20 protein-coding genes and 1 pseudogene are annotated in these 17,259 nt (G+C 67.5%); 4 read left to right on the top strand and 17 right to left on the bottom strand.

The annotated features are described in order from the left end of the window. Positions 1 to 95: 95 nt before the first annotated feature. The 9 genes and pseudogenes from FFS51_RS04720 to FFS51_RS04680 all read right to left on the bottom strand — a co-directional run bounded on the left by FFS51_RS04720 (position 96) and on the right by FFS51_RS04680 (position 7,418). Positions 96 to 362 (bottom strand): DUF6112 family protein, encoded by a 267-nt coding sequence (locus FFS51_RS04720; protein ID WP_137877687.1) that lies wholly within the window; start codon positions 360 to 362, stop codon positions 96 to 98. Positions 363 to 403: 41 nt separating this feature from the next. Further along, positions 404 to 1,609, bottom strand: a pseudogene (locus tag FFS51_RS04715) (M23 family metallopeptidase); the annotation flags it as partial. A gap of 13 nt (positions 1,610 to 1,622) precedes the next feature. After that, complete coding sequence (locus tag FFS51_RS04710; RefSeq protein WP_137877685.1) at positions 1,623 to 2,303, bottom strand: hypothetical protein; 681 nt, start codon at positions 2,301 to 2,303, stop codon at positions 1,623 to 1,625. A 39-nt stretch (positions 2,304 to 2,342) separates the two neighbouring features. Next, positions 2,343 to 3,344, bottom strand: a complete 1,002-nt coding sequence (locus tag FFS51_RS04705) for a ParB N-terminal domain-containing protein (RefSeq protein WP_137877684.1) — start codon at positions 3,342 to 3,344, stop codon at positions 2,343 to 2,345. Further along, positions 3,344 to 4,204, bottom strand: coding sequence for a hypothetical protein (locus tag FFS51_RS04700; protein ID WP_137877683.1), 861 nt, complete (start codon positions 4,202 to 4,204; stop codon positions 3,344 to 3,346). Before FFS51_RS04700 ends, FFS51_RS04705 begins: the two co-directional genes overlap by 1 nt. 94 nt (positions 4,205 to 4,298) lie before the next feature. Beyond that, positions 4,299 to 4,697, bottom strand: coding sequence for a hypothetical protein (locus tag FFS51_RS04695; protein ID WP_137877682.1), 399 nt, complete (start codon positions 4,695 to 4,697; stop codon positions 4,299 to 4,301). Positions 4,698 to 4,705: 8 nt separating this feature from the next. Next, positions 4,706 to 5,392, bottom strand: coding sequence for a DUF2637 domain-containing protein (locus tag FFS51_RS04690; protein WP_137877681.1), 687 nt, complete (start codon positions 5,390 to 5,392; stop codon positions 4,706 to 4,708). After that, positions 5,389 to 6,309, bottom strand: coding sequence for a bifunctional DNA primase/polymerase (locus FFS51_RS04685; protein WP_137877680.1), 921 nt, complete (start codon positions 6,307 to 6,309; stop codon positions 5,389 to 5,391). The genes FFS51_RS04690 and FFS51_RS04685 overlap by 4 nt, the downstream gene beginning before the upstream one ends. Next, a complete protein-coding gene (locus tag FFS51_RS04680; protein ID WP_212742780.1) occupies positions 6,309 to 7,418 on the bottom strand; it encodes an ImmA/IrrE family metallo-endopeptidase in 1,110 nt (369 codons plus the stop codon). The genes FFS51_RS04685 and FFS51_RS04680 overlap by 1 nt, the downstream gene beginning before the upstream one ends. 206 nt (positions 7,419 to 7,624) lie before the next feature. Here FFS51_RS04680 and FFS51_RS04675 point away from each other — a divergent pair, with 206 nt between their 5' ends. Together FFS51_RS04675 and FFS51_RS04670 are read left to right on the top strand one after the other, a co-directional pair. Further along, a complete protein-coding gene (locus FFS51_RS04675; protein ID WP_171006106.1) occupies positions 7,625 to 8,404 on the top strand; it encodes a helix-turn-helix domain-containing protein in 780 nt (259 codons plus the stop codon). A gap of 15 nt (positions 8,405 to 8,419) precedes the next feature. Further along, positions 8,420 to 8,890, top strand: a complete 471-nt coding sequence (locus FFS51_RS04670) for an NUDIX hydrolase (protein WP_137877678.1) — start codon at positions 8,420 to 8,422, stop codon at positions 8,888 to 8,890. Here FFS51_RS04670 and FFS51_RS04665 read toward each other — a convergent pair. Then, positions 8,878 to 9,435 carry an HD domain-containing protein gene (locus FFS51_RS04665; RefSeq protein WP_137877677.1) on the bottom strand — a complete coding sequence of 186 codons (558 nt, stop codon included), beginning with the start codon at positions 9,433 to 9,435 and terminating at the stop codon, positions 8,878 to 8,880. The genes FFS51_RS04670 and FFS51_RS04665 overlap by 13 nt on opposite strands. A 232-nt stretch (positions 9,436 to 9,667) precedes the next feature. Between FFS51_RS04665 and FFS51_RS04660 the strand changes: the two genes are divergently transcribed. After that, positions 9,668 to 9,922: a low temperature requirement protein A gene (locus tag FFS51_RS04660; protein ID WP_137877676.1), complete on the top strand. Its 255-nt coding sequence runs from the start codon at positions 9,668 to 9,670 to the stop codon at positions 9,920 to 9,922. 64 nt (positions 9,923 to 9,986) lie between these two features. On the opposite strand, the gene FFS51_RS04655 is transcribed toward FFS51_RS04660, so the two are convergent. The 7 genes from FFS51_RS04655 to FFS51_RS04625 form a co-directional block, all read right to left on the bottom strand. Further along, complete coding sequence (locus FFS51_RS04655; protein ID WP_137877675.1) at positions 9,987 to 10,709, bottom strand: cytochrome c biogenesis CcdA family protein; 723 nt, start codon at positions 10,707 to 10,709, stop codon at positions 9,987 to 9,989. Then, a complete protein-coding gene (locus tag FFS51_RS04650; RefSeq protein WP_249352658.1) occupies positions 10,706 to 11,227 on the bottom strand; it encodes a TlpA family protein disulfide reductase in 522 nt (173 codons plus the stop codon). The genes FFS51_RS04655 and FFS51_RS04650 overlap by 4 nt, the downstream gene beginning before the upstream one ends. 187 nt (positions 11,228 to 11,414) lie before the next feature. After that, a complete protein-coding gene (locus tag FFS51_RS04645; protein ID WP_137877673.1) occupies positions 11,415 to 11,681 on the bottom strand; it encodes a hypothetical protein in 267 nt (88 codons plus the stop codon). A gap of 13 nt (positions 11,682 to 11,694) precedes the next feature. Then, on the bottom strand, positions 11,695 to 12,669 hold the full coding sequence (gene ccsB / locus FFS51_RS04640; protein ID WP_137877672.1) for a c-type cytochrome biogenesis protein CcsB: 975 nt from the start codon (positions 12,667 to 12,669) through the stop codon (positions 11,695 to 11,697). Beyond that, a complete protein-coding gene (gene resB, locus FFS51_RS04635; RefSeq protein WP_137877671.1) occupies positions 12,666 to 14,279 on the bottom strand; it encodes a cytochrome c biogenesis protein ResB in 1,614 nt (537 codons plus the stop codon). The genes ccsB and resB overlap by 4 nt, the downstream gene beginning before the upstream one ends. Next, on the bottom strand, positions 14,263 to 15,156 hold the full coding sequence (gene lgt, locus FFS51_RS04630; RefSeq protein WP_137877670.1) for a prolipoprotein diacylglyceryl transferase: 894 nt from the start codon (positions 15,154 to 15,156) through the stop codon (positions 14,263 to 14,265). The genes resB and lgt overlap by 17 nt, the downstream gene beginning before the upstream one ends. Next, a complete protein-coding gene (locus FFS51_RS04625; RefSeq protein WP_249352661.1) occupies positions 15,153 to 15,809 on the bottom strand; it encodes a M23 family metallopeptidase in 657 nt (218 codons plus the stop codon). The genes lgt and FFS51_RS04625 overlap by 4 nt, the downstream gene beginning before the upstream one ends. A gap of 1,160 nt (positions 15,810 to 16,969) precedes the next feature. On the opposite strand from FFS51_RS04625, the gene FFS51_RS04620 reads away from it, so the two are divergent. Continuing rightward, positions 16,970 to 17,254, top strand: a complete 285-nt coding sequence (locus tag FFS51_RS04620) for a metal-sensitive transcriptional regulator (protein ID WP_137877668.1) — start codon at positions 16,970 to 16,972, stop codon at positions 17,252 to 17,254. The last annotated feature ends 5 nt before the right edge of the window (positions 17,255 to 17,259 follow it).

Below are 17,259 nucleotides of genomic sequence, written 5' to 3'. Positions count from 1 at the left end.
GGTGGCCTCTGCCCACAGGTGCACCGCGCTGACCGCGGCGTCCTCGCCTGCCCGCATCACCGGGCATACCTCAACGGGCGAGTCCGGGAGGTGCGTCAGAGTTGTTGCCCGACGGCGATGAGCCAGTTCATCCACGCCACCCCGCCGCCGGCGAGCACGGCCGCGCCGAGCGCGACGAGCACTCCGACCCGGCCTTTCGTGGCGGCGGAGGAGTTGCTGTGCGCGGCGGCGATCGCCCAGCAGATGGCCGAGACGATCAGCATGAGCACGGCGATGACGAGCACGAACATGAACAGTGCGCCGACGACCTGCTTCAGATCACCGATCCCGGCCAGGCCGCCGAAGTTCGGAAACACGCCCATCACGCACCACCGCGGGGGAGTGCTGCCGTGATCGGGCCCGCAGGCACCGGCCACGTCACAGCTGTGGCGCCGTGGGCCCCACATCCGGTCGTGGGGCCGGTGGTCGCCGCGGGGAGGTTCGCGGCGCCGTGCTGGGTGAGCCAGGCGGCGGCGTCGATCGCGGTGCCGTTGGTGCCGCCGGGGCGGACCTCGAAGTGCAGGTGCGGGCCGGTGGACATGCCGGCGGAGCCGACGTCGCCGATGTGCTGCCCGGCGGTCACCCGGTCTCCGACGTGGACGAGGACGCCGGTGTCCCACGTATGCCCGTACGCGGTCGCGACTGTCTGCCCGTCGATGTGGTGCTCGATGACGATCAGGTTCCCGTATCCGCCGACCGGCCCTGCGACGGTCACGACACCGTCAGCGGCGGCGAGGATCGGCGTCCCCTCAGGGGCGGCGAAATCGGTGCCCGTATGGAACGACGCTTCCCCGGTGATCGGGTGGATGCGCGGGCCGAACGGGGACGCCAACACCCAGGTCCTCGCAGGCAGCGGGAACACCACGCGCGACGTGTCGGCGGCAACGGTCGTTCCGCCCGCGGCGGAGCCTGCCCGCGAGACACTGGTGTTGGTGAGGGCGTTGAGGATGGCGTCCGCGACGGGTGCGTTGTTGCGGTAGCGGTCGGGGAACGCGGACACCTCGACGGACTGTGCGGCTTCCCCGGGGTCCATGGTCTGCCAGCCGGGAATGTCGAGGAGACCTCGGGGGGAGCCATGGTTCGGGCCGGTCGGGCCGCCGAAGAATGCGCGGGCTTGGTAGGTCGGGTCCATGAGTTCGGCGACGGTGCCCCATCCGGATTGCGGGCGCATCTGGAACAGGCCGAGGGAATCGTGGTCGCCGCCGTTGCCGTCGTTGGGGTAGTTTCCGGACTCCGGGTACGTGCCGGTGTTGGCGAGCATCCGCAGCGTGGACTCGGTGAGCGCCGCCATCAGCGCGATCTTCACCCCGGGCCGGCCGACCCCGTCGATCTTGTCGCCGACGGTGATGATCGTCGCCGCGTGCGTGAGTTGCGTCTTGTTCACGGTGAAGGAGGAGCCGTCCGCCGTGGTGACCCGGAGACTGTCGGGCACGGCGCCGACCGAGAGTGACCCGGGGGTCGAGCATGCGGCATTGGCGGCCGGGTTCATCAGCACCCCGACCGCCAACAGCAGAGTTGCCGGCGAGAAGAACAGCAGGGCGAGCGCGAGAACGGCGAGCTTGCGGAACACGAGACGCCTGCTCTCATCGCAGCGGGTCGTCGAGCTGTGAGAGCCGCAGCAGATGGCAGGTCGGGTAGGTCGGCGCGCAGACGATGAACATGGTGAACGACACCGCATGCTCGCTGGACACCGGTTCGCCGTTCCACAGGCCGTCGCGGTGCCGGGTGCCCTCGATCGTGTACGCCCCGGTGCCCGGTGCGATCTGACCCGGCTGAGCCTGCGCCACGGCGTCGGCCCACGCCGCGGGCACAATCACTCGATCGATGATGAGGCGTTGGCGGGTTTCGTGCTTGCGCAGCTCGATCCACGCGTCCCGGGTCGGCAGATACGCCGAGACATCGGACGCCAGGCCGGCCTGTTCGGTGCCGGTCGGGTCACCGGCATCGAGGACGATGGACGTGTAGTCCAGAGGCATCAGCCCGCTCGTGGTGTCCCATCCGAAGATCGCATCCGCGACATTGCGGGCGAACGTCTCCGGGGCAGCGGATCGCACCACCACCGGCAGCCGTAGTGACGACGGTCCCGGCATCGAAGGTGTGGGCGGTGGGGACGATGAAGGCTCCGGGTGCGGGGCGTTGGTGCCGCGTGGACCGGCGATGAGGCCGTAGATGCCGACCCCGGCGAGGATCAACAGCACGACCCCCGCGGCAATCAGCGCGATCAGGCGGCCACGCGAAGGCGACGGAGAGCGAGAGGTCTTCATACCCCTCAGGTGCAACCCCGGCCGCCACAGGCCACGACCTCACACGGCGCGCAGGTGCGGCATCGCTGCAGCCTGCTCACGCGCGGCGCGGAGGTCGCGGGCGAACCGTCGGGTGCCCTCCGCGGTCGCGTAGAACGCTTCGGCTTGCTCGTCGGTGAGCTGTGCGGCGAGTTCGTTGAGGTCGTAGTGCATCCACCAGGAGTCGAGCTCGGCCCAGGTCAGCACGAACGCCCGCACCGCGTACCGAGCCTCCGGTACCGCAGGCGTCGACACCCCGGGCTTCTTCGTCTTCTTCGAGCTGTTCTTCGCCTCGGCCCCCACCCGCGCGAGGGCTTGTTCGGCCAGATCGTGCAGATGAGCATCGCGGGCGGCATCGCCGCTCCGTTCGAGGTCGCGGACACGCTGATACGCCGGATCGACCGGACCACCGGCCCCGATGGCCGCCAGCGCGGCTCGCGCATCGGCACGCAACGCCTCCGGCGTCTCAGGGTCCGCGACGACGCGTTCGAGGTAGCCGATCTGCTCCAGCCGCGTGTACGACGCGGCTCCAGTGACCATCTCCGCGGCCTGCCTGCGCGCATCCCCAGCCGGTGCGGTCATCGGCTCCGCCGATTCGGCGGAGCCGTTCTTCCACCGCGGCTGATACTCGCTCGTGAACTGCCCGGCAGCCTCGCGGCGTGCCGCATCCTCGGCCATCAGCGTCTTGATCTCCCGGTACAGGCCCGCGGCTTCCAGCGGGGTGAGGGTCTTGTGGAGCTGGTTGTCGTCTTGCTCGGCCAGCAGGTGTCCCAACCGGTCCGAGATGGCGGAACGCACCCAGACGTTGACGGTGCGCCAGCCAAGCTGCTTGATCGCTGCAAGCCGCCGCACCCCGCACACCAGCAGCCCGTCCGGGGTGATCGTGATGGGTTGCAGCAGCCCGTCCCGGTCGATGGACGCGGCGAGGGCGTCGAGGTCGCCGAGGTCGCGCCGGTGCCGGTGGCCGACCTGGATCGAATCGACCGTCCGATCGAGTTCGATGTGCCCCGTCGCCGTGGTCATCACGCACCCCGCCGCCCGGCTCCCGTGCGGGGTGCGGCCTGGCTGATGGTCGCCACGAGCCCGTCATCGCCCAGCAGGCTGGGCAGGCTTTCGCCGATCAGGAGGCGCAGCAGGATGCCTCGGCCCTCGCCGGTCGCCGCGTAGCCCGGAGTGGTGCGTCCCAGCAGTACCCGCAGCAGCACCGTCCACGAGGCGGCGGGGACATCGAGCAGGGCGCGGGCGTGCCGGTCGCGGCGCAGCGCCTCGTAGGTGGCGGTGCGTGATCCGATTCGGGCGAGGGCTTCGCAGACGTGCTCGATCGCTGGGCGGGCGGTGCCCTCGGGCCAGCCCAGCAGCATGAACAACAAGATCGCGTCTTCCACCGCCCCGGTCACCGACCTTGGCTCGCCCTCATCTACTTCGACGTCGTCGTGGTGGGGGTCGGTGACGTGGAATGCCGGATGGTAGTCCGACAGGGTGTTCTCTCGTTCGGAGAGGCGTTCGGGGTCGTGGAAGCAGGACACGTGTGGACGCCGGGCCTGATGCACCGAGCACAGAAGTCCTTGGCCGCGTTCTTCGGCGATGCAGGTGATCCGAACCGCGTGCGTGACGACCGCCCAGGGGTCGTCGGCCTCGCGGGCGGCGCGGGTACGCATCACGTCGAACGCCGCTGACGCGGCCTCCCATGGGTCCAGGCCGTGCTTGCGCGCCAACGGCGCGTACTTGTCCGCGGCGTAGGTCATCAGCTCGGCGGCGACCGGGTCGTGCTCCCACGCTCCGGAGGCGGCGTCGTGGAGCCGGTGCAGCAGGGTGCGCAGGCCCTCGCGGCTGGTGTAGTCCTCACCCGAGGGGTCGGTCGCAGTCGTTGTCGTCGTGGTCATGGTCGAGGCACCTCCTGGCAGGCAGGTGCGCCGGTCGCTCCTGGCGACCGTCACCCCGCCGTCCTGGGTGTCCATGACCCATCACCACCCCGGGCTACCTCGTCCCGACCCCGGACCGTGCCGGACTCTCGACGTGTTGGCCGCGACGACCGAACGCGGACACGGGCGGCAACCGCTTTGCCCGCTCCGATACCGACCGCGCCCGCGCAGCGACGGTGGAACGGAACCGGCGGCCCTGCTCGGCGTTGAACTCGATCCCGCGCCCTGCGAGATTCCCGCTGGAACGGACCAGTAGATCGGTAGGGCGCACCCACTCCACGCCCCGGCCGCGCACCCGATTCAGCCGCCTCTGAAGCTCATCTCGGCGGGCGGCCTCCTGCTTGACCGCATCCGGCGTCGCCGCCCGCTCGGCTGTCTCGGTCTCAGGCTTCTTGGCCTGTTCGGGTTCGATACGGCGGAGTGGTTGCTCCCGGATCAGGTCGTCGGTGCTCATAGTGTTGCTCACTCCGTGGATGGCGTAGAGGTCGGTTGCTTTGGCTCTTCGGGTTGGTGCGCGTCGGCGAACCAGCGGCCCACGGTCGAGGGATGTACACCGAGCGACCGGGCGATCTTCTTGTTCGACCATCCGGACTCGCGAAGTCCCGCTGCCCGCTTACGTCGGCCCACCGCACGCTCAGGCATCGATGAGGTGGCCTCCCGCGTGCCGGCCTGGATGACGGTCAGCGGTGCTTCAACAACATGCACAGACGCCACGGAGTCGTCGGCATGCTCGGCTGGTTCAGCGGGGCGGGCGCGGGTGAGGATGACGGTGAGGTGCGTGATCGCGAGCAGCACGACAGGTGGCACCGCCGCGACGGAAGCGGCCAGCCCTGCGGGGACGTCCGCGTCGGCCGAGACAACTGCGTGCAGCGAGTTCGCCGTCACCGACACCGCCGCCGAGCCAGCGAGCAGCGTCCACGGATACCAGGCGACCCGCTCCCCGCCGAGCGCGACGACCGCGACCGTGGACACCACGATCACGCCGTCCACGATCAGCGGCCACGCCCAGGCTTGTCCGTCGCCGATCCCGGACCGGCGCGCCAAATCCGCGAGCGAGGTGAACGACAGCCAGAACGCGCCCGCGGCGATGAACACCGTGCCGGCCACCGAGGTGATGACCGCCCACTGGCGGCCTGGCCACGCCCTCACGAGAGCCCCCGGGCCCGCACCCGCTGCCGAGCGACACTAGGCGCAGCAGGATCTGCGCGGTCGTCTCGGATCGCGATCGCGTGAACGCGGCGATAGGCGCTGTCGACAGTCCGGACGATCTCACGCTCCTCGAAGCCAGGCTGCACCGCAGCCGTCACCAGCACCTCCCGTGCGTCCGCGAGGGGGACATCGTTCTCCGCCAAGCGGCACGCCGCCCAGAACAATGAACGATTCCGTTCACCCTCGCGCTGCCGGCTGACCCACAACGCCAACCGCTCCGCCTCGACGGCCGTGTCGCGCATGACCGCGGCTGACGGTCTCGGCGGGGTGGCGCGTGGTGGGGTGAGGAAGTCCCGCAGCCGCAGCGCGTCCACTGGAGCACCTCCGCTGCCTCCGGCGACGATGCGGTAGCGGGTCGGGGTTTCGTCGATCGTGCGGATCGAGGGCGGGGCGACGATGTAACCGCCGTCACCGCGGAAGTCGATGCCCGCGCTTGCAGACTGCCACGACCGTTGTTCGACCCCAGGTGCCGCAGGGAAGTAGGCGTGCAGGCCGCCGGTCGGAGTGCCCACCAGCAGCCCCCATCCGTCGACCAGACCCGCGGTGTCGGCGCGGGCGAACGCGACGGTCCCGTCGACCGGGCCGTGCACATCGACATCCACGACGACCAGGCCCGACCCCTCCCCGGTCGGGATGCCGATGTTCGCAACCGGGGCCTCTCGCCACCAGGCCCGAATCTGCGCCGCATCGGTCGTCGCGTCGAGGAACCCGCGCCCGTCCCGGATCAGCGGTGTCTTACCGCCTGGCGCACACGGGAACACCGGCACCCCTGCCAGCGCGAGTGCCAACGCCGCGTCAGGCAATCGCCTTTCGCGGCCCGCCCGCGCGAGCACCGCGAGGCTGTCACCGTCAGGCATTACAGGCCCCGCCCTGCCCGGACCGGCACAGTCGCCGTTGGCTGACGTTCCGGTATCGGCGCTATCGCCCGGGACGGTTGCTCCGCCGTCGCGGCATCGTTCCCGAGGCCCGGCGGGATGCCGTCACCGACTTGAACGGTGTCGAGTCGGTGAAGGATGCCGAGGGCGGTCTTCCGCACTCGTTCGCCGGTGGCTTGCACCACCTGCGCCGGGTCTTTCCCGTCAACGCGGGCGGCCCACGTCGAGACATACGGGATCGTATAGGCGGTGGTGTCCATCCCGTGCGCGGCACCGATCATCAACGCCACCGACTCGGCTTCGACCTCGCCGATTCCGCGATGCTGGTGAGCGTCCTTATCGTCGGGGTCGTGCATCAGCACATGCGCCAGCTCGTGCGCGAGGGTCTTGGCCTGCGCGGCGGGTTCCATGTTCTCCCGCACAGCGACCTGACGCGCGGCCCAATCGGTCGTGCCGTTCGCGCCCTGGATCATGCCCTCGTGCGGTACCCGCAACAGCGTGAACCCGGCCGCCGCCACCTGCGCTCCCAAGCCCTCCCAGAGTCCGGCCGGTGCTTCGCCTACCAGAAGTGCCGGTGCGGGCGGCTCCGGGATCGGATCACCGGCTGTCTGGGACACGTCCCAGACGTGAGCGGGCCGGGCGCCCACCATCTTCGAGCGCACCACCTCGCCGGGTTGCGGCTTCTCCCGCGCACCGAGCCGACGCCATGAGTTCGCATCCGCAGGCGTCGAAGACGCGAACCGCCCGGTGACCGGGGCGAAGATCATGTAGCCGGGCTGACCCTTCTGCACTTGACGATCGAGCTGCTGCCACTGGCGGTAACCGGCGACGTACGACGGCTCCGGCTCCGGCACCCGGCCAGCCTCGAAGGCGGCCCCATGCTGAACCCAGATCAGCAGAGTGTTGTTGAACGACCGCGACCGGAACCTGGCCGCGAACGCCAGCGCCCGCGCCCAGTCGTGCCCGGACACCAGCGCATCGACCGCGAAGACCAACGTCTCGTGAAGCGCATCAAGTTTCGCTTGCTGTTCGATGGTGCGTTGCTTTGAGCGTGCTTCTGACGGTTCCCGCGCCGGCATTCTGCCCGACATGAGATCACCTCCTGGGGTAGGGAATGATGCCGCCCATTGAGCTGCTGGCGGGCAGGTGCACCCGAGAATCCAATGCGTATCCGTCTCACCGATCGGTGGGCGAAGGCTCACAGGATGAATCACACCCGGCCAGATCCTCCGAAAACAGGCCAGACGAGGGTCAGAATGGGTCAGAGACTGTTGACGAATACTGCTGCGAGGGTGCGATGAGCACGGGACAACGACCGATCGGGACCGGCAGCGGTCGCCGTCTCGCCGATCAGATGCAGATGCGGAAGATCAACATGCGCGACCTCGCCGCCCGGGCAGGATGCGACGAGCGGACGATACAGCGAGCCCTCAACGGCGAGACAACCCCGCAGTTGCGCGTCGCCGAAAGCATCGCCGCGGCGCTCGATTGCTCCGCTGAGGATCTCTGGCCTCGCGTCGGTCGGGGTGGCGCAGGAATCAGCGGCGCCGTCTGGGTGCGTATGTTCCCGTCACGCGCTGAAGTGCCGATCGAACTCTGGCGGGACGTGCTCTCGTCGGCTGCATCACGTATCGACATCTGCATGTACGGCGGCACGTTCCTTTTCGACAACGTGCACGGCTTCATTCGCATCATCCACGACGCCGCCGCGGAAGGAACACCGGTCCGGATCATGGTCGGCGACCCCGGGGCGTCAGCGATTCACCAGCGCGGTGTAGAAGAGGGCATCGGCGACGCGATCGCCGGACGCTGCAGGATGACGCTCTCGCATCTCGAGGCGCTCGACGGCGTGGACGGCGTCGAGTTACGCACCCACGCGACACCGCTCTATGTCACGATGTTCTTCATCGACGACACCCTGTACGCGAACCACCACATCCTTGGATCGCCCGCGGGCGATAACCCGGTCTACGAAGTCCCAGCCGACGCAAACCCGGAGCTCTGGCAGACGTACAACGCGTCGTTCGAGCGCATCTGGGACGGCGCCCGAGCGGTCACCTACCCCCTCGGTTACTGAGCGGAAGGAAGATGGATGACGCGCACCGACTACTACAATGACCCGACAGCTCCGAGGGCGAACAGCGTGGTCCCATCGACCACGTGCGCGGTGGTTGACGATCAGGGCCGAATAGTCCTCGTCCACCGGAAGGACAACGGACTCTGGGCGCTCCCAGGTGGCGGAATGGAACTCGGCGAGTCGATCGAAGACTGCGCAGTTCGCGAAGTGAAGGAGGAGACCGGACTGGACGTCGAGCTCACCGGTCTTGTGGGCGTGTATACCAACCCCCGCCACGTCATGAAGTACGACGATGGTGAGGTTCGTCAGCAGTTTTCGCTCTGTTACCACGCTCGACTCATCGGCGGGGAGCTTGCGTTCGACAACGAGTCAACCGACATCGCGTGGGTCGAGCCTGAGCGAATTGCCGAGCTTCCGATGCATCCGTCGATGAAGCTCCGGATCGACCACTTCCTCGACAGACGGGATGCGCCCTACTTGGGCTGACTTGCCACGAGCCGCGCCTCGACTCGAGCGACCGAGGCTAGCAATGCTGGAGCAGATTCCGCCACGGCTGCGTGAACTGGATCGCTCTCGGCGTAGCGGTGCAGGATCTCCGCGATGCGCTTCTCGGCGGCCACCAACTCTCCGTCCGGCGACGTCGTCACGTCAGAATAGGTGACGATATCAAGGATCTCGCGCGGGGGAGCGCTGAACTCATTCAGCTGCGCGACGAGCCCTCGCTGCCGCGCCTCGAACTCCGCTCCCGTGTGGAACGCGATCAGCGAGACGACAAGCGGCGGCAACCCGACATCCCAGGCAAACCGTGCACCGTCGAGCGGATGGAAACCGGTCAAACCGAGGTCGTCGGCGTAACCGACGTCGTGCAGCCATGCCGCTGCGACAATCTCGCACGCGTGCTCTGGATCGATGCGGAGCGCGATGTCGCATGCGCTGGCTGCAACGCCTTCTACGTGTCTCCAGCGGCTCGAAAGGAGCGCCAGGTGCTCGCCCGCGAGCGCGCGCGCCTGCGCGACCAGATCACTCGCCACACCTCTCAGCCTACTCGCGCGCGATCCAGCATCCTCACTACCGAACCAATCGCCGTGGAGGGACGTGGGGCGCATCTTGCGCGCCGACCGCCGCCCATCTGGATCAGTCGGTGCCATGCTCGTCCTGAAGACGATCACGACGCGCAGAAGACGAGGGCGAATGTCCGATCGAGAACCCGCGAATGGAGGGCCCCACGGGGTGAGGGGACGATCCGGCCGTGTGCGGGCGGCGATGGGCGATGAGGTCGCGCCGATCGAGCTGCTTTTCGACCTGGTCTTCGTCTTCGCGATCTCCCAGCTGTCCAGCCATCTCGTGACGAATCTCACGTGGCGAGGCGCGTTGGAAACGCTCGTCCTGTTGATCGCCGTCTTTGGCATCTGGTCATTGACAAGCTTCGCGGCGAGCATGCCAGGAATCAGCCGCAGAGCGGAGATCGGGGCGATTCATCGGCCAGTTCTGCAGCGCTCCCGACAGTCCCGACTGTGAGTCGGGGGCGTTGACTGCCGTGAAGATCGCAACGACCACTAACTCATCGTGGCCGTGGCGTTGGTCAGATCGGGAGGACAGTCCCGCCGATGAAGGTCTGAAGCCAGAACATCAGGATCGTCCAGACGCCGGTGAGCATGAGGAGCCCGACTGCGATCATGGTGGCGCCGCCGGCGAAATTGATGGCTCTGACGTGTCGGCGGAGAAAACTGATCGCGGTAGTGGCCCATCCCAGCCCTGCTGCGACGAGGATGAAGGGTAGTCCGAGGCCTGCGCAGTAGACGATCGCGAGGAGTGCGCCGCGTGGCGCGGACGCGGCGCTGATGCTGAGTGCGGAGATCGCGGCGAGGGTGGGTCCGAGGCAGGGGGTCCAGCCGAGTCCGAATGCGATGCCGAGGAGGGGTGCTCCTCCCAGTCCGGTGCGGGGGGTGATGGATAGCTTCATGGTGCGTTGGAGGGCGCGGAAGGCTCCGATGAAGACGAGCCCCATGAGGATGACCACTACGCCGAGTGCGCGGATCAGGGCGTCTTGCCAGCGGATGAGCCAGCCTCCGGCCGCGCCGAACGCCGCACCGTAGGCGATGAAGACGAGGGAGAATCCGAGTGTAAACAGTCCGGCGCCGGCGATGGGGCGCCATCGGGTTGTCGCGGTGGACGTTCCGGTCACGTATCCGAGGTAGCCGGGTACGAGTGGGAGCACGCAGGGTGAGGCGAATGAGACGAGCCCGGCGAGAAGTGCGAGGGGAAGTGCGGCCCAGAGCTGCCCGCTGGCGATGACCGACGTCACCGATTTGCCTGCTCGCTCAGCGCGGTCTGGATGAGCGCGGCGAGCGTGTCTCGCGAGGGGAGGCGTCCGAGGATGCGGGATGCCATGCGTCCCTGTCGGTCCAGGACGATCGTCGTGGGGACCGCGTTGGGGGCCGCCTTGCCGGCGAACGCGTACTGGACGTTGCCGGCGTTCGCGTCGAGGATGGACGGGTAAGTGATGCCGAATTCCTTCTCGAAAGCTGCGGCTGTTCCCGCGGTGTCGCGTACGTTGACGCCGATGAACTGGACGCCTTCTTTCGCGAATTGTGTGTGGAGTGCTTGCAGGTCTCGTGCTTCGGCACGGCACGGCGGGCAGGCGGCGTACCAGAAGTTGACGACGACCACGGAGCCCAGCCAGGCACTGGAGTCTGCCTTTCCGCCGGTGTCGAGCGGGCCGCCGAAGCGGACGGAGCCGTCACGCTTGGCCGGTGGGATCTCGGCGATCGTGTCGTCTGCAGACGTGTACGCCTTAGTCCCCGCTGTTTGCAGACTGCTCAATCCCGACGGTTGGGCCGCGCAGCCGCTCAAGAGAACGAGTGCTGCGGTCAGGGTGACGAGAAGCGGTGACGTGGCCACTCGGCGCCGGTGAGCGGGGGAGCGGTGCCGGGTTCGTCGTGGCAGGAATAGCATGATTGTCCTTCTATCCAGGTGAGCGCGGGGTGGGGTGCATGCGTCTCACCGGGGTCTATGGGCGCGCGTTGGGTCGTTTCCGGCCGGCGATGATCGCGCCGGCCATGATGAGCAGGAATCCTGTGGGGTAGCCCACGGCGAAGTCGAGCCAGCCGGGGGGTTGGCCCGGGCCGAAGGCCTCCAGGTGGGCGAGCCAGTGGACGATGGCGACCACGCCGCCGACCGCCATGATGATCTGGCCGAGGCGCACGAGTCTGCGGTGCCGCCGCCAGAGGACTCCGGGGTCGGGCGGTGTGGGGCGGGGTTGCGCGGCGCGGTTCATGGGGTGTGGATCCTTACTTGAGTCCGGAGTAGGAGTGCAGTCCGGTGAAGAAGACGTTGACAATGGCGAAGTTGAAGATCACGGCGGCGAATCCGACGATGGACAGCCACGCGGCGCGGGTGCCACGCCAGCCACGGGTGGCTGTGGCGTGCATGTAGGCGGCGTAGAGGACCCAGATCACGAAGGTCCAGACTTCTTTGACGTCCCAGCCCCAGAACCGGCCCCAGGCGCGGCTGGCCCAGATGGCGCCGGCGATGAGTGTGAATGTCCACAGGATGAATCCGATGGTGGTCATCCTGTAGGCGAGCCGGTCGAGGGCTTCTGTGGACGGGACGGTCGCCAGGAGACGTTGGATGCGAGGTGTCCCCTTGGCTTGACCGCGTCGTTTGATCAGGAACAGGACGCTGACGAGGAACGCCAGGCCGAGGAATGCGGTGGCGAGCATGGCGATCATGACGTGGATGACCAGCCACCCGGATTGCAGGGCGGGCATGATCGGGACCACGGGCACGTAGAAGCTGACGGTGGCAACGCCCAGCAGCAGTACGACCAGTCCGAGGACGGCGGTGCCGAGGTAGGCGAGGTGTACTCGGATCGAGACGATGAGGAAGGTGCCGATGATGAGCGCCGTACCTGTCAGGGAGAACTCGAACATGTTGGCCCATGGGACCCGGTCCGCGGCCACTCCGCGCAGGACCGTGGCTCCGACCTGGAAGACCCAGCCGAGCACGGTGAGCGCGTAGCCGACGCGCACTGCTTTGGATGCGCGGGGGTTGTCCGGTTCGGTGTGGTCGGCTGCATCGGCACCGGTGTACGTGGCGCGTCGTGGGGGAGCTTGCGCGCCCGCGAGGGCCGGTTCGCGCGCCGGCGCGGGCGCGGGTGCGGCGCGGCGGGCGAGGTCGATGGTGTAGGCGACGAATGCGGCGGCGTAGATGGCGATCGCGGAGTACACCAGCAGGAGGGACAGGGATTCGAGGTATGAGGTCACGGGCGGGTCTCCTGGTCGGGTGTGGTGAGGTGGGTGAAGTGTCCTTCGACGACTGTTTGCAGGCTGGGGTCGTCGCCGCGGGACAGGGCGCCGACCTCCACATCGGTGCCGTCGTCCCGCCGGGTGGCGCGTACCCAGACGCGGCGGCGGGGCACGAACAGGGAGAGCGCGAGTCCGGCGACCGCGGCGGCGACGGCGATCAGCATCGGGATCTGGGTGGGGTCGTAGGCGATATCGAGGGACGCGAACCGGGGAATGCTGGTCAGCTCGATGGAGCCGAGGCCGTTCGGCAGCGGTTGGGGGACGTTGGGCACGAGCTGAATACCGCGGGTGGTGGTACCACGGCCGGCGATCTTCGTCAGTTTGGAGGTGTCCAGCGTGTAGACGGATACCGGGATTCCCCTGTTCAGCCCCAGATCCCCGACATAAACATCCAGTGTCACGACGGGGTTGAGTAGGTCTGGGTAGCTTGAGTAGGAGGCGCCGTTGGGTGCGGTGGCGCGGGTGGGATAGAAGAGGCCGATCATGCCGACTTGTTTCGCGAGGCCGTCGGGGATCTTGATGATTCCGAGGCTTGTCAGCTTCGCGTCTTGGGGGAGGAACGGGATGGAGTCTTTGAAGACCACGTCTCCGGCGGGGTTGCGGACGGTGATGGTCGGGGCGTAGCCGTTGCCGAGGAGGTAGATGTCGGTGCCGTCCACGGACATCGGTTCGTTCACCCGAATGTCCGCCTTCTGCTGGCGACCGTCGCTTTGCGCGGTGACTTTCGCATCGAAATTTCGCGGCATCCCGAGCGCGTTGAGGTTGTCGGTCACATACGTCACCCGGAAGCGGTTCAAGGTGAGCGCGAACCGCGGGATCTGCGCGTCCGTGACGAGTCGGCCCGCGGTGAAGGAGTCGTAGGCGATCCGGGTGCTGGCGAAGGTCTGCCCCTCGATCAGGACTCGTTGCCCAGTGAACCGGTACCCGCTGCCGATCGCGAGAACGAGCAGGACGGCCAGCAGCGCGATGTGGAAGAGAAGGTTTCCCGTTTCGCGGAGGTAGCCGCGCTCCGCGGCGATGGAGTGCTCCCCGTCGTTTCGGACGCGGATGGTCCGGTACCGCTGGCGGCGCAGCTCCCGCTCGGCTGCGTCGAGTACATCCCCGGGTGAGCGGTGAGGGAGATGCTGCTGGTCGTACGCGGGAAGACGGGACAGGTTCCGGGGGGTGGCCGGTGGCGCGGCGAGCAAGGCACGGGCGTGGTGTCGGATGCGTGGAATCACGCAGCCGACCAAGGAGATGAACAGCAGGAGGTAGATGGCGGAGAACCACACAGACCCGAACACGTCGTGCAATTGCAGCAGCTCGGCCGCCCAGGTCCATCCGGGGTGATCGCGGCGAAACTGGATCACCCCGTTGGGGTCGGAGGACTGCTGCGGGATGAGAGACCCGGGCACGGCGGCGAGGGCAAGCAGGAGCAGCAGGACCAGCGCGGTCCGCATCGAGGTCAGCTGGCGCCACGCCCACCTGGCCCAGCCGGTCACGGTCAGGCTCGGCGACACGATGTCACCTGTGCGATCGACGTGATCGGCGGGCAGATCCGCCTGCATGTTTTCATTCAGAATCGGCATGGACCGCCTCCACTTCCGCTGCCGTGCCAACCACGGCTCTTCGTGCCCGCAGTTCGGCACGAACGATCAAGGCGACACCGAAAGCTGCGGCGGCCACCGCCGTCGCGAGATTCGCTTTGACCCCGCCGGCAAGGAGTTCGGTGGGGTCCAGCCGGATCGACTCCAGAAATGCCCGCCCCACTCCGTACCACAGCAGGTACAGGCCGAGGCTTCGCCCGCTCCCAGTGCGGATTCGTCCGTCGAGCGTGCGGGTGCGCTCGACCACGATGATCATCAGCGCGCCGAGGAGGTTCCAGATCAGCTCGTAGAGGAACAACGGCTGAAATAACGTGCCGGCTGGTGTCCCGGGTGGGATCGCCGCGCTGCCCGGGTCGATCTGCAGCCCCCACGGCAACATGGTCGGTGGGCCGAACAGCTCCTGATTGAAGTAGTTGCCGATCCGTCCCACGGCTTGGGCGACGAGCATCCCCGGCGCCAACGCATCCAGGAACTGCAGCACGGGAATTCCAGCGCGGCGGGTGCCGATCACGATCCCGAGCAGACCGAAGAGGGTTGCGCCGAAGATCGCGATCCCTCCCTCCCAGATGTAGAGCACGCGCAACAGGTCGGCGCCGGGGAAGAAGTAGTCGCGGGGGTGCGTGAGCACGTGGTAGGCCCTGGCGCCGAGGATGCCCAGTGGCACAGCCCACATCGCCACGTCCACCACGGTTCCCGGTGCATGACCGGCTGCCCGCAACCGCCGGGCGGTGATCGCGACCGCGAGGCCGATCCCGGCGAGGATGAACATGGCGTAGAAGCGGATCTGCAGCGGCCCGATCTGTAGGAAGCTGACCTCCGGGCTCGGAATCAGCGCGGGGACGAGTCCCGTGGCGATCATGACCGAACCCGCCGAGGCAGCCAGATGAGCGGATCGACGGGCTTCCCGCCCGTGCGAATCTCGAAGTGCAGGTGCGGACCTGTGCTCCTCCCCGTATTACCCACCAAGCCGACCATCTGCCCGACGCGGACGCGTTCGCCGGTCCGGAGGGCGATCGAGTTCCTGAGCATGTGCGCGTAGAGGCTTTCGACCATCTGCCCGTCGATTTCGTGGCGGATGATCACATACGCGCCGTAGTTCGCGTCGTTGGAGATGGCGACGGTGACAACCCCATCGGCCATGGCCTGGATCGGAGTGCCGATCCCGGGAGTGAGGTCAAGTCCCGCGTGGAAGGCAGAACAGGTTGCACATGGTGGGGTGCGGGGCCCAAACCTGCTGCTGATGGGCACTCCGACGGTGAATGGCCATTGCACCGCCGAGTTCGCGTCGTTCGTGAAGGTGTCAGCGGTGAAGACGTACGGCGTGAAGCCACGGGGGATCACTGAGCTGGCGGAATAGCCGTCCCGGTCGAGCGGCTGCTGGGACGCGTCATCGGCGACGACTAAGGTCTGCACCCGAGCCTTCCCCCGGGCGTGGGTGGGGATGGCAGCCTCGGCGATAGGTGCCATGAAGGGCAGTGACACCGGCAGGGTAAGCCCGGGCACGAGAAGCATCACCACTATGACTGCCCCGCGTTTCCTAGTTCGCGCGCCGTGCGCGACACCGCGGGTTTGCCGTTCGCGCGTCGCGCGCGCTGCCGCGGGTTTGCGGTTCGCGCGCCGCCGTTGAGAGGGTGCGGTCTTGGCTTGTTCGCGGATACTGCGCCGGGTCGGAACCGCTTCACTGTGGGCTGTGCGCATACTCACGACCGGGTAGCGAAGAACAGGTACAAGAAGATCGCGGTCAGCCCGAGAAGGGCGAGGGCAATCAGCGCGGTGATGATCAGGGCAGCGGGGGTGAACATTGAAATCCCTACGTTCGAGGGTCGAGCGGGAAGCACTGGTAAGCCATGGGGCACGAGGCAGTGGGCCCGCGGTCGGCTGAAGGATCCCAGGCCAAACGGTCGACGTCCGGGGGGCGTCGGTGGCGGGAAGAGGGACCGGTGATCCGGGCGTTCGATCCTTTGGAGCGGATGCGAGGGCGTGAACGCCGGTCCAGCGATGAGCCGGACATTCGACTGGTCTTGCGGGCGCTACGAGACTGACCGGTTGTTACCGGTCAGGTGATGTCGCCGATCAGGTTCTACAGACCGATAGCGTGAGAAGAGATGGTTCGCAAGCTTGGTCAGCGCGATCAAGTGGATGCGTCGCAGGCGGCAGAGCGGGTCGCATCGTCGTCACGAGTATCTGCCGCCGCGACCGCCGGAGCAGCACAATCAGCGAGAGAGACCACATCAGCGCGAGGATGCACTCGACCGAACTCATACTCTGGTCGTCGCCACAGCCGAGTGATTCGCAGGCTGTTGCGGCCACCACATTGCTTGTAGAGGTAGCGGGCGGGCGAGAGCCGGCGACGGTCGTCGAGCTGGCGGCGGTGCCTGCAACAACGCTGCTTTGGCCGTCTTCCAGGCTGAGCGAGTGCATCGCGAGGATCCCAGCGATCACCGGAACAACGACGGCGAGGGTCAGCAGAGCGAAGGCGCGCGATCGATCGCGGCGCCCGAGCCACATCCAGAGACCTCTCACGATCACCCTCTTCCCATGAGCCAGCGTACCGCCCCCGACGTGCGGATCGAGACGGCATTCTCCCACCGCGGCAACCACAAGGTGGTGGGCTTACCAACGACAATACCAGGTACCCCTATCGGGTATAGAGTGTGCCATGGGAGGCCGAGATGGTTCACGGGTACGTCGATGACAAGCAGGCGCTGCTTACGCGTCTGCGTCGCGCTGAGGGGCAAGTCCGCGGGATCGCACGGATGGTGGACGAGGACGTGTACTGCATCGACATCCTGACGCAGGTCTCGGCGGCGACGAAGGCCCTGGAGTCGGTCGCACTGACCCTGCTGGAAGACCATCTGGGGCATTGCGTGGCACAGGCGACAGCTGAGGGCGGCCCGGTCGCTACGGAGAAGCTCCGTGAAGCGAACGCCGCCATCGCACGCCTGGTCCGTTCCTAGACGAC

Origin of the sequence: Microbacterium sp. 4NA327F11, assembly GCF_005503465.1 — a bacterium.
Taxonomy (GTDB): domain Bacteria; phylum Actinomycetota; class Actinomycetes; order Actinomycetales; family Microbacteriaceae; genus Microbacterium; species Microbacterium ginsengisoli.
The sequence above is the reverse complement of the archived record's forward strand: the minus strand, read 5'-3'. Positions and strand labels throughout refer to the sequence as shown.

Coding starts and splice junctions, on each gene's coding strand:
- FFS51_RS04720 (WP_137877687.1), bottom strand. CDS start 362: ATGGGCGTGTTTCCGAACTTCGGCGGCCTGGCCGGGATCGGTGATCTG.
- FFS51_RS04710 (WP_137877685.1), bottom strand. CDS start 2,303: ATGAAGACCTCTCGCTCTCCGTCGCCTTCGCGTGGCCGCCTGATCGCG.
- FFS51_RS04705 (WP_137877684.1), bottom strand. CDS start 3,344: ATGACCACGGCGACGGGGCACATCGAACTCGATCGGACGGTCGATTCG.
- FFS51_RS04700 (WP_137877683.1), bottom strand. CDS start 4,204: ATGACCACGACGACAACGACTGCGACCGACCCCTCGGGTGAGGACTAC.
- FFS51_RS04695 (WP_137877682.1), bottom strand. CDS start 4,697: ATGAGCACCGACGACCTGATCCGGGAGCAACCACTCCGCCGTATCGAA.
- FFS51_RS04685 (WP_137877680.1), bottom strand. CDS start 6,309: ATGCCTGACGGTGACAGCCTCGCGGTGCTCGCGCGGGCGGGCCGCGAA.
- FFS51_RS04680 (WP_212742780.1), bottom strand. CDS start 7,418: ATGTCGGGCAGAATGCCGGCGCGGGAACCGTCAGAAGCACGCTCAAAG.
- FFS51_RS04675 (WP_171006106.1), top strand. CDS start 7,625: ATGAGCACGGGACAACGACCGATCGGGACCGGCAGCGGTCGCCGTCTC.
- FFS51_RS04670 (WP_137877678.1), top strand. CDS start 8,420: ATGACGCGCACCGACTACTACAATGACCCGACAGCTCCGAGGGCGAAC.
- FFS51_RS04660 (WP_137877676.1), top strand. CDS start 9,668: ATGGGCGATGAGGTCGCGCCGATCGAGCTGCTTTTCGACCTGGTCTTC.
- FFS51_RS04645 (WP_137877673.1), bottom strand. CDS start 11,681: ATGAACCGCGCCGCGCAACCCCGCCCCACACCGCCCGACCCCGGAGTC.
- resB (WP_137877671.1), bottom strand. CDS start 14,279: ATGCCGATTCTGAATGAAAACATGCAGGCGGATCTGCCCGCCGATCAC.
- lgt (WP_137877670.1), bottom strand. CDS start 15,156: ATGATCGCCACGGGACTCGTCCCCGCGCTGATTCCGAGCCCGGAGGTC.
- FFS51_RS04625 (WP_249352661.1), bottom strand. CDS start 15,809: ATGCTTCTCGTGCCCGGGCTTACCCTGCCGGTGTCACTGCCCTTCATG.
- FFS51_RS04620 (WP_137877668.1), top strand. CDS start 16,970: ATGGTTCACGGGTACGTCGATGACAAGCAGGCGCTGCTTACGCGTCTG.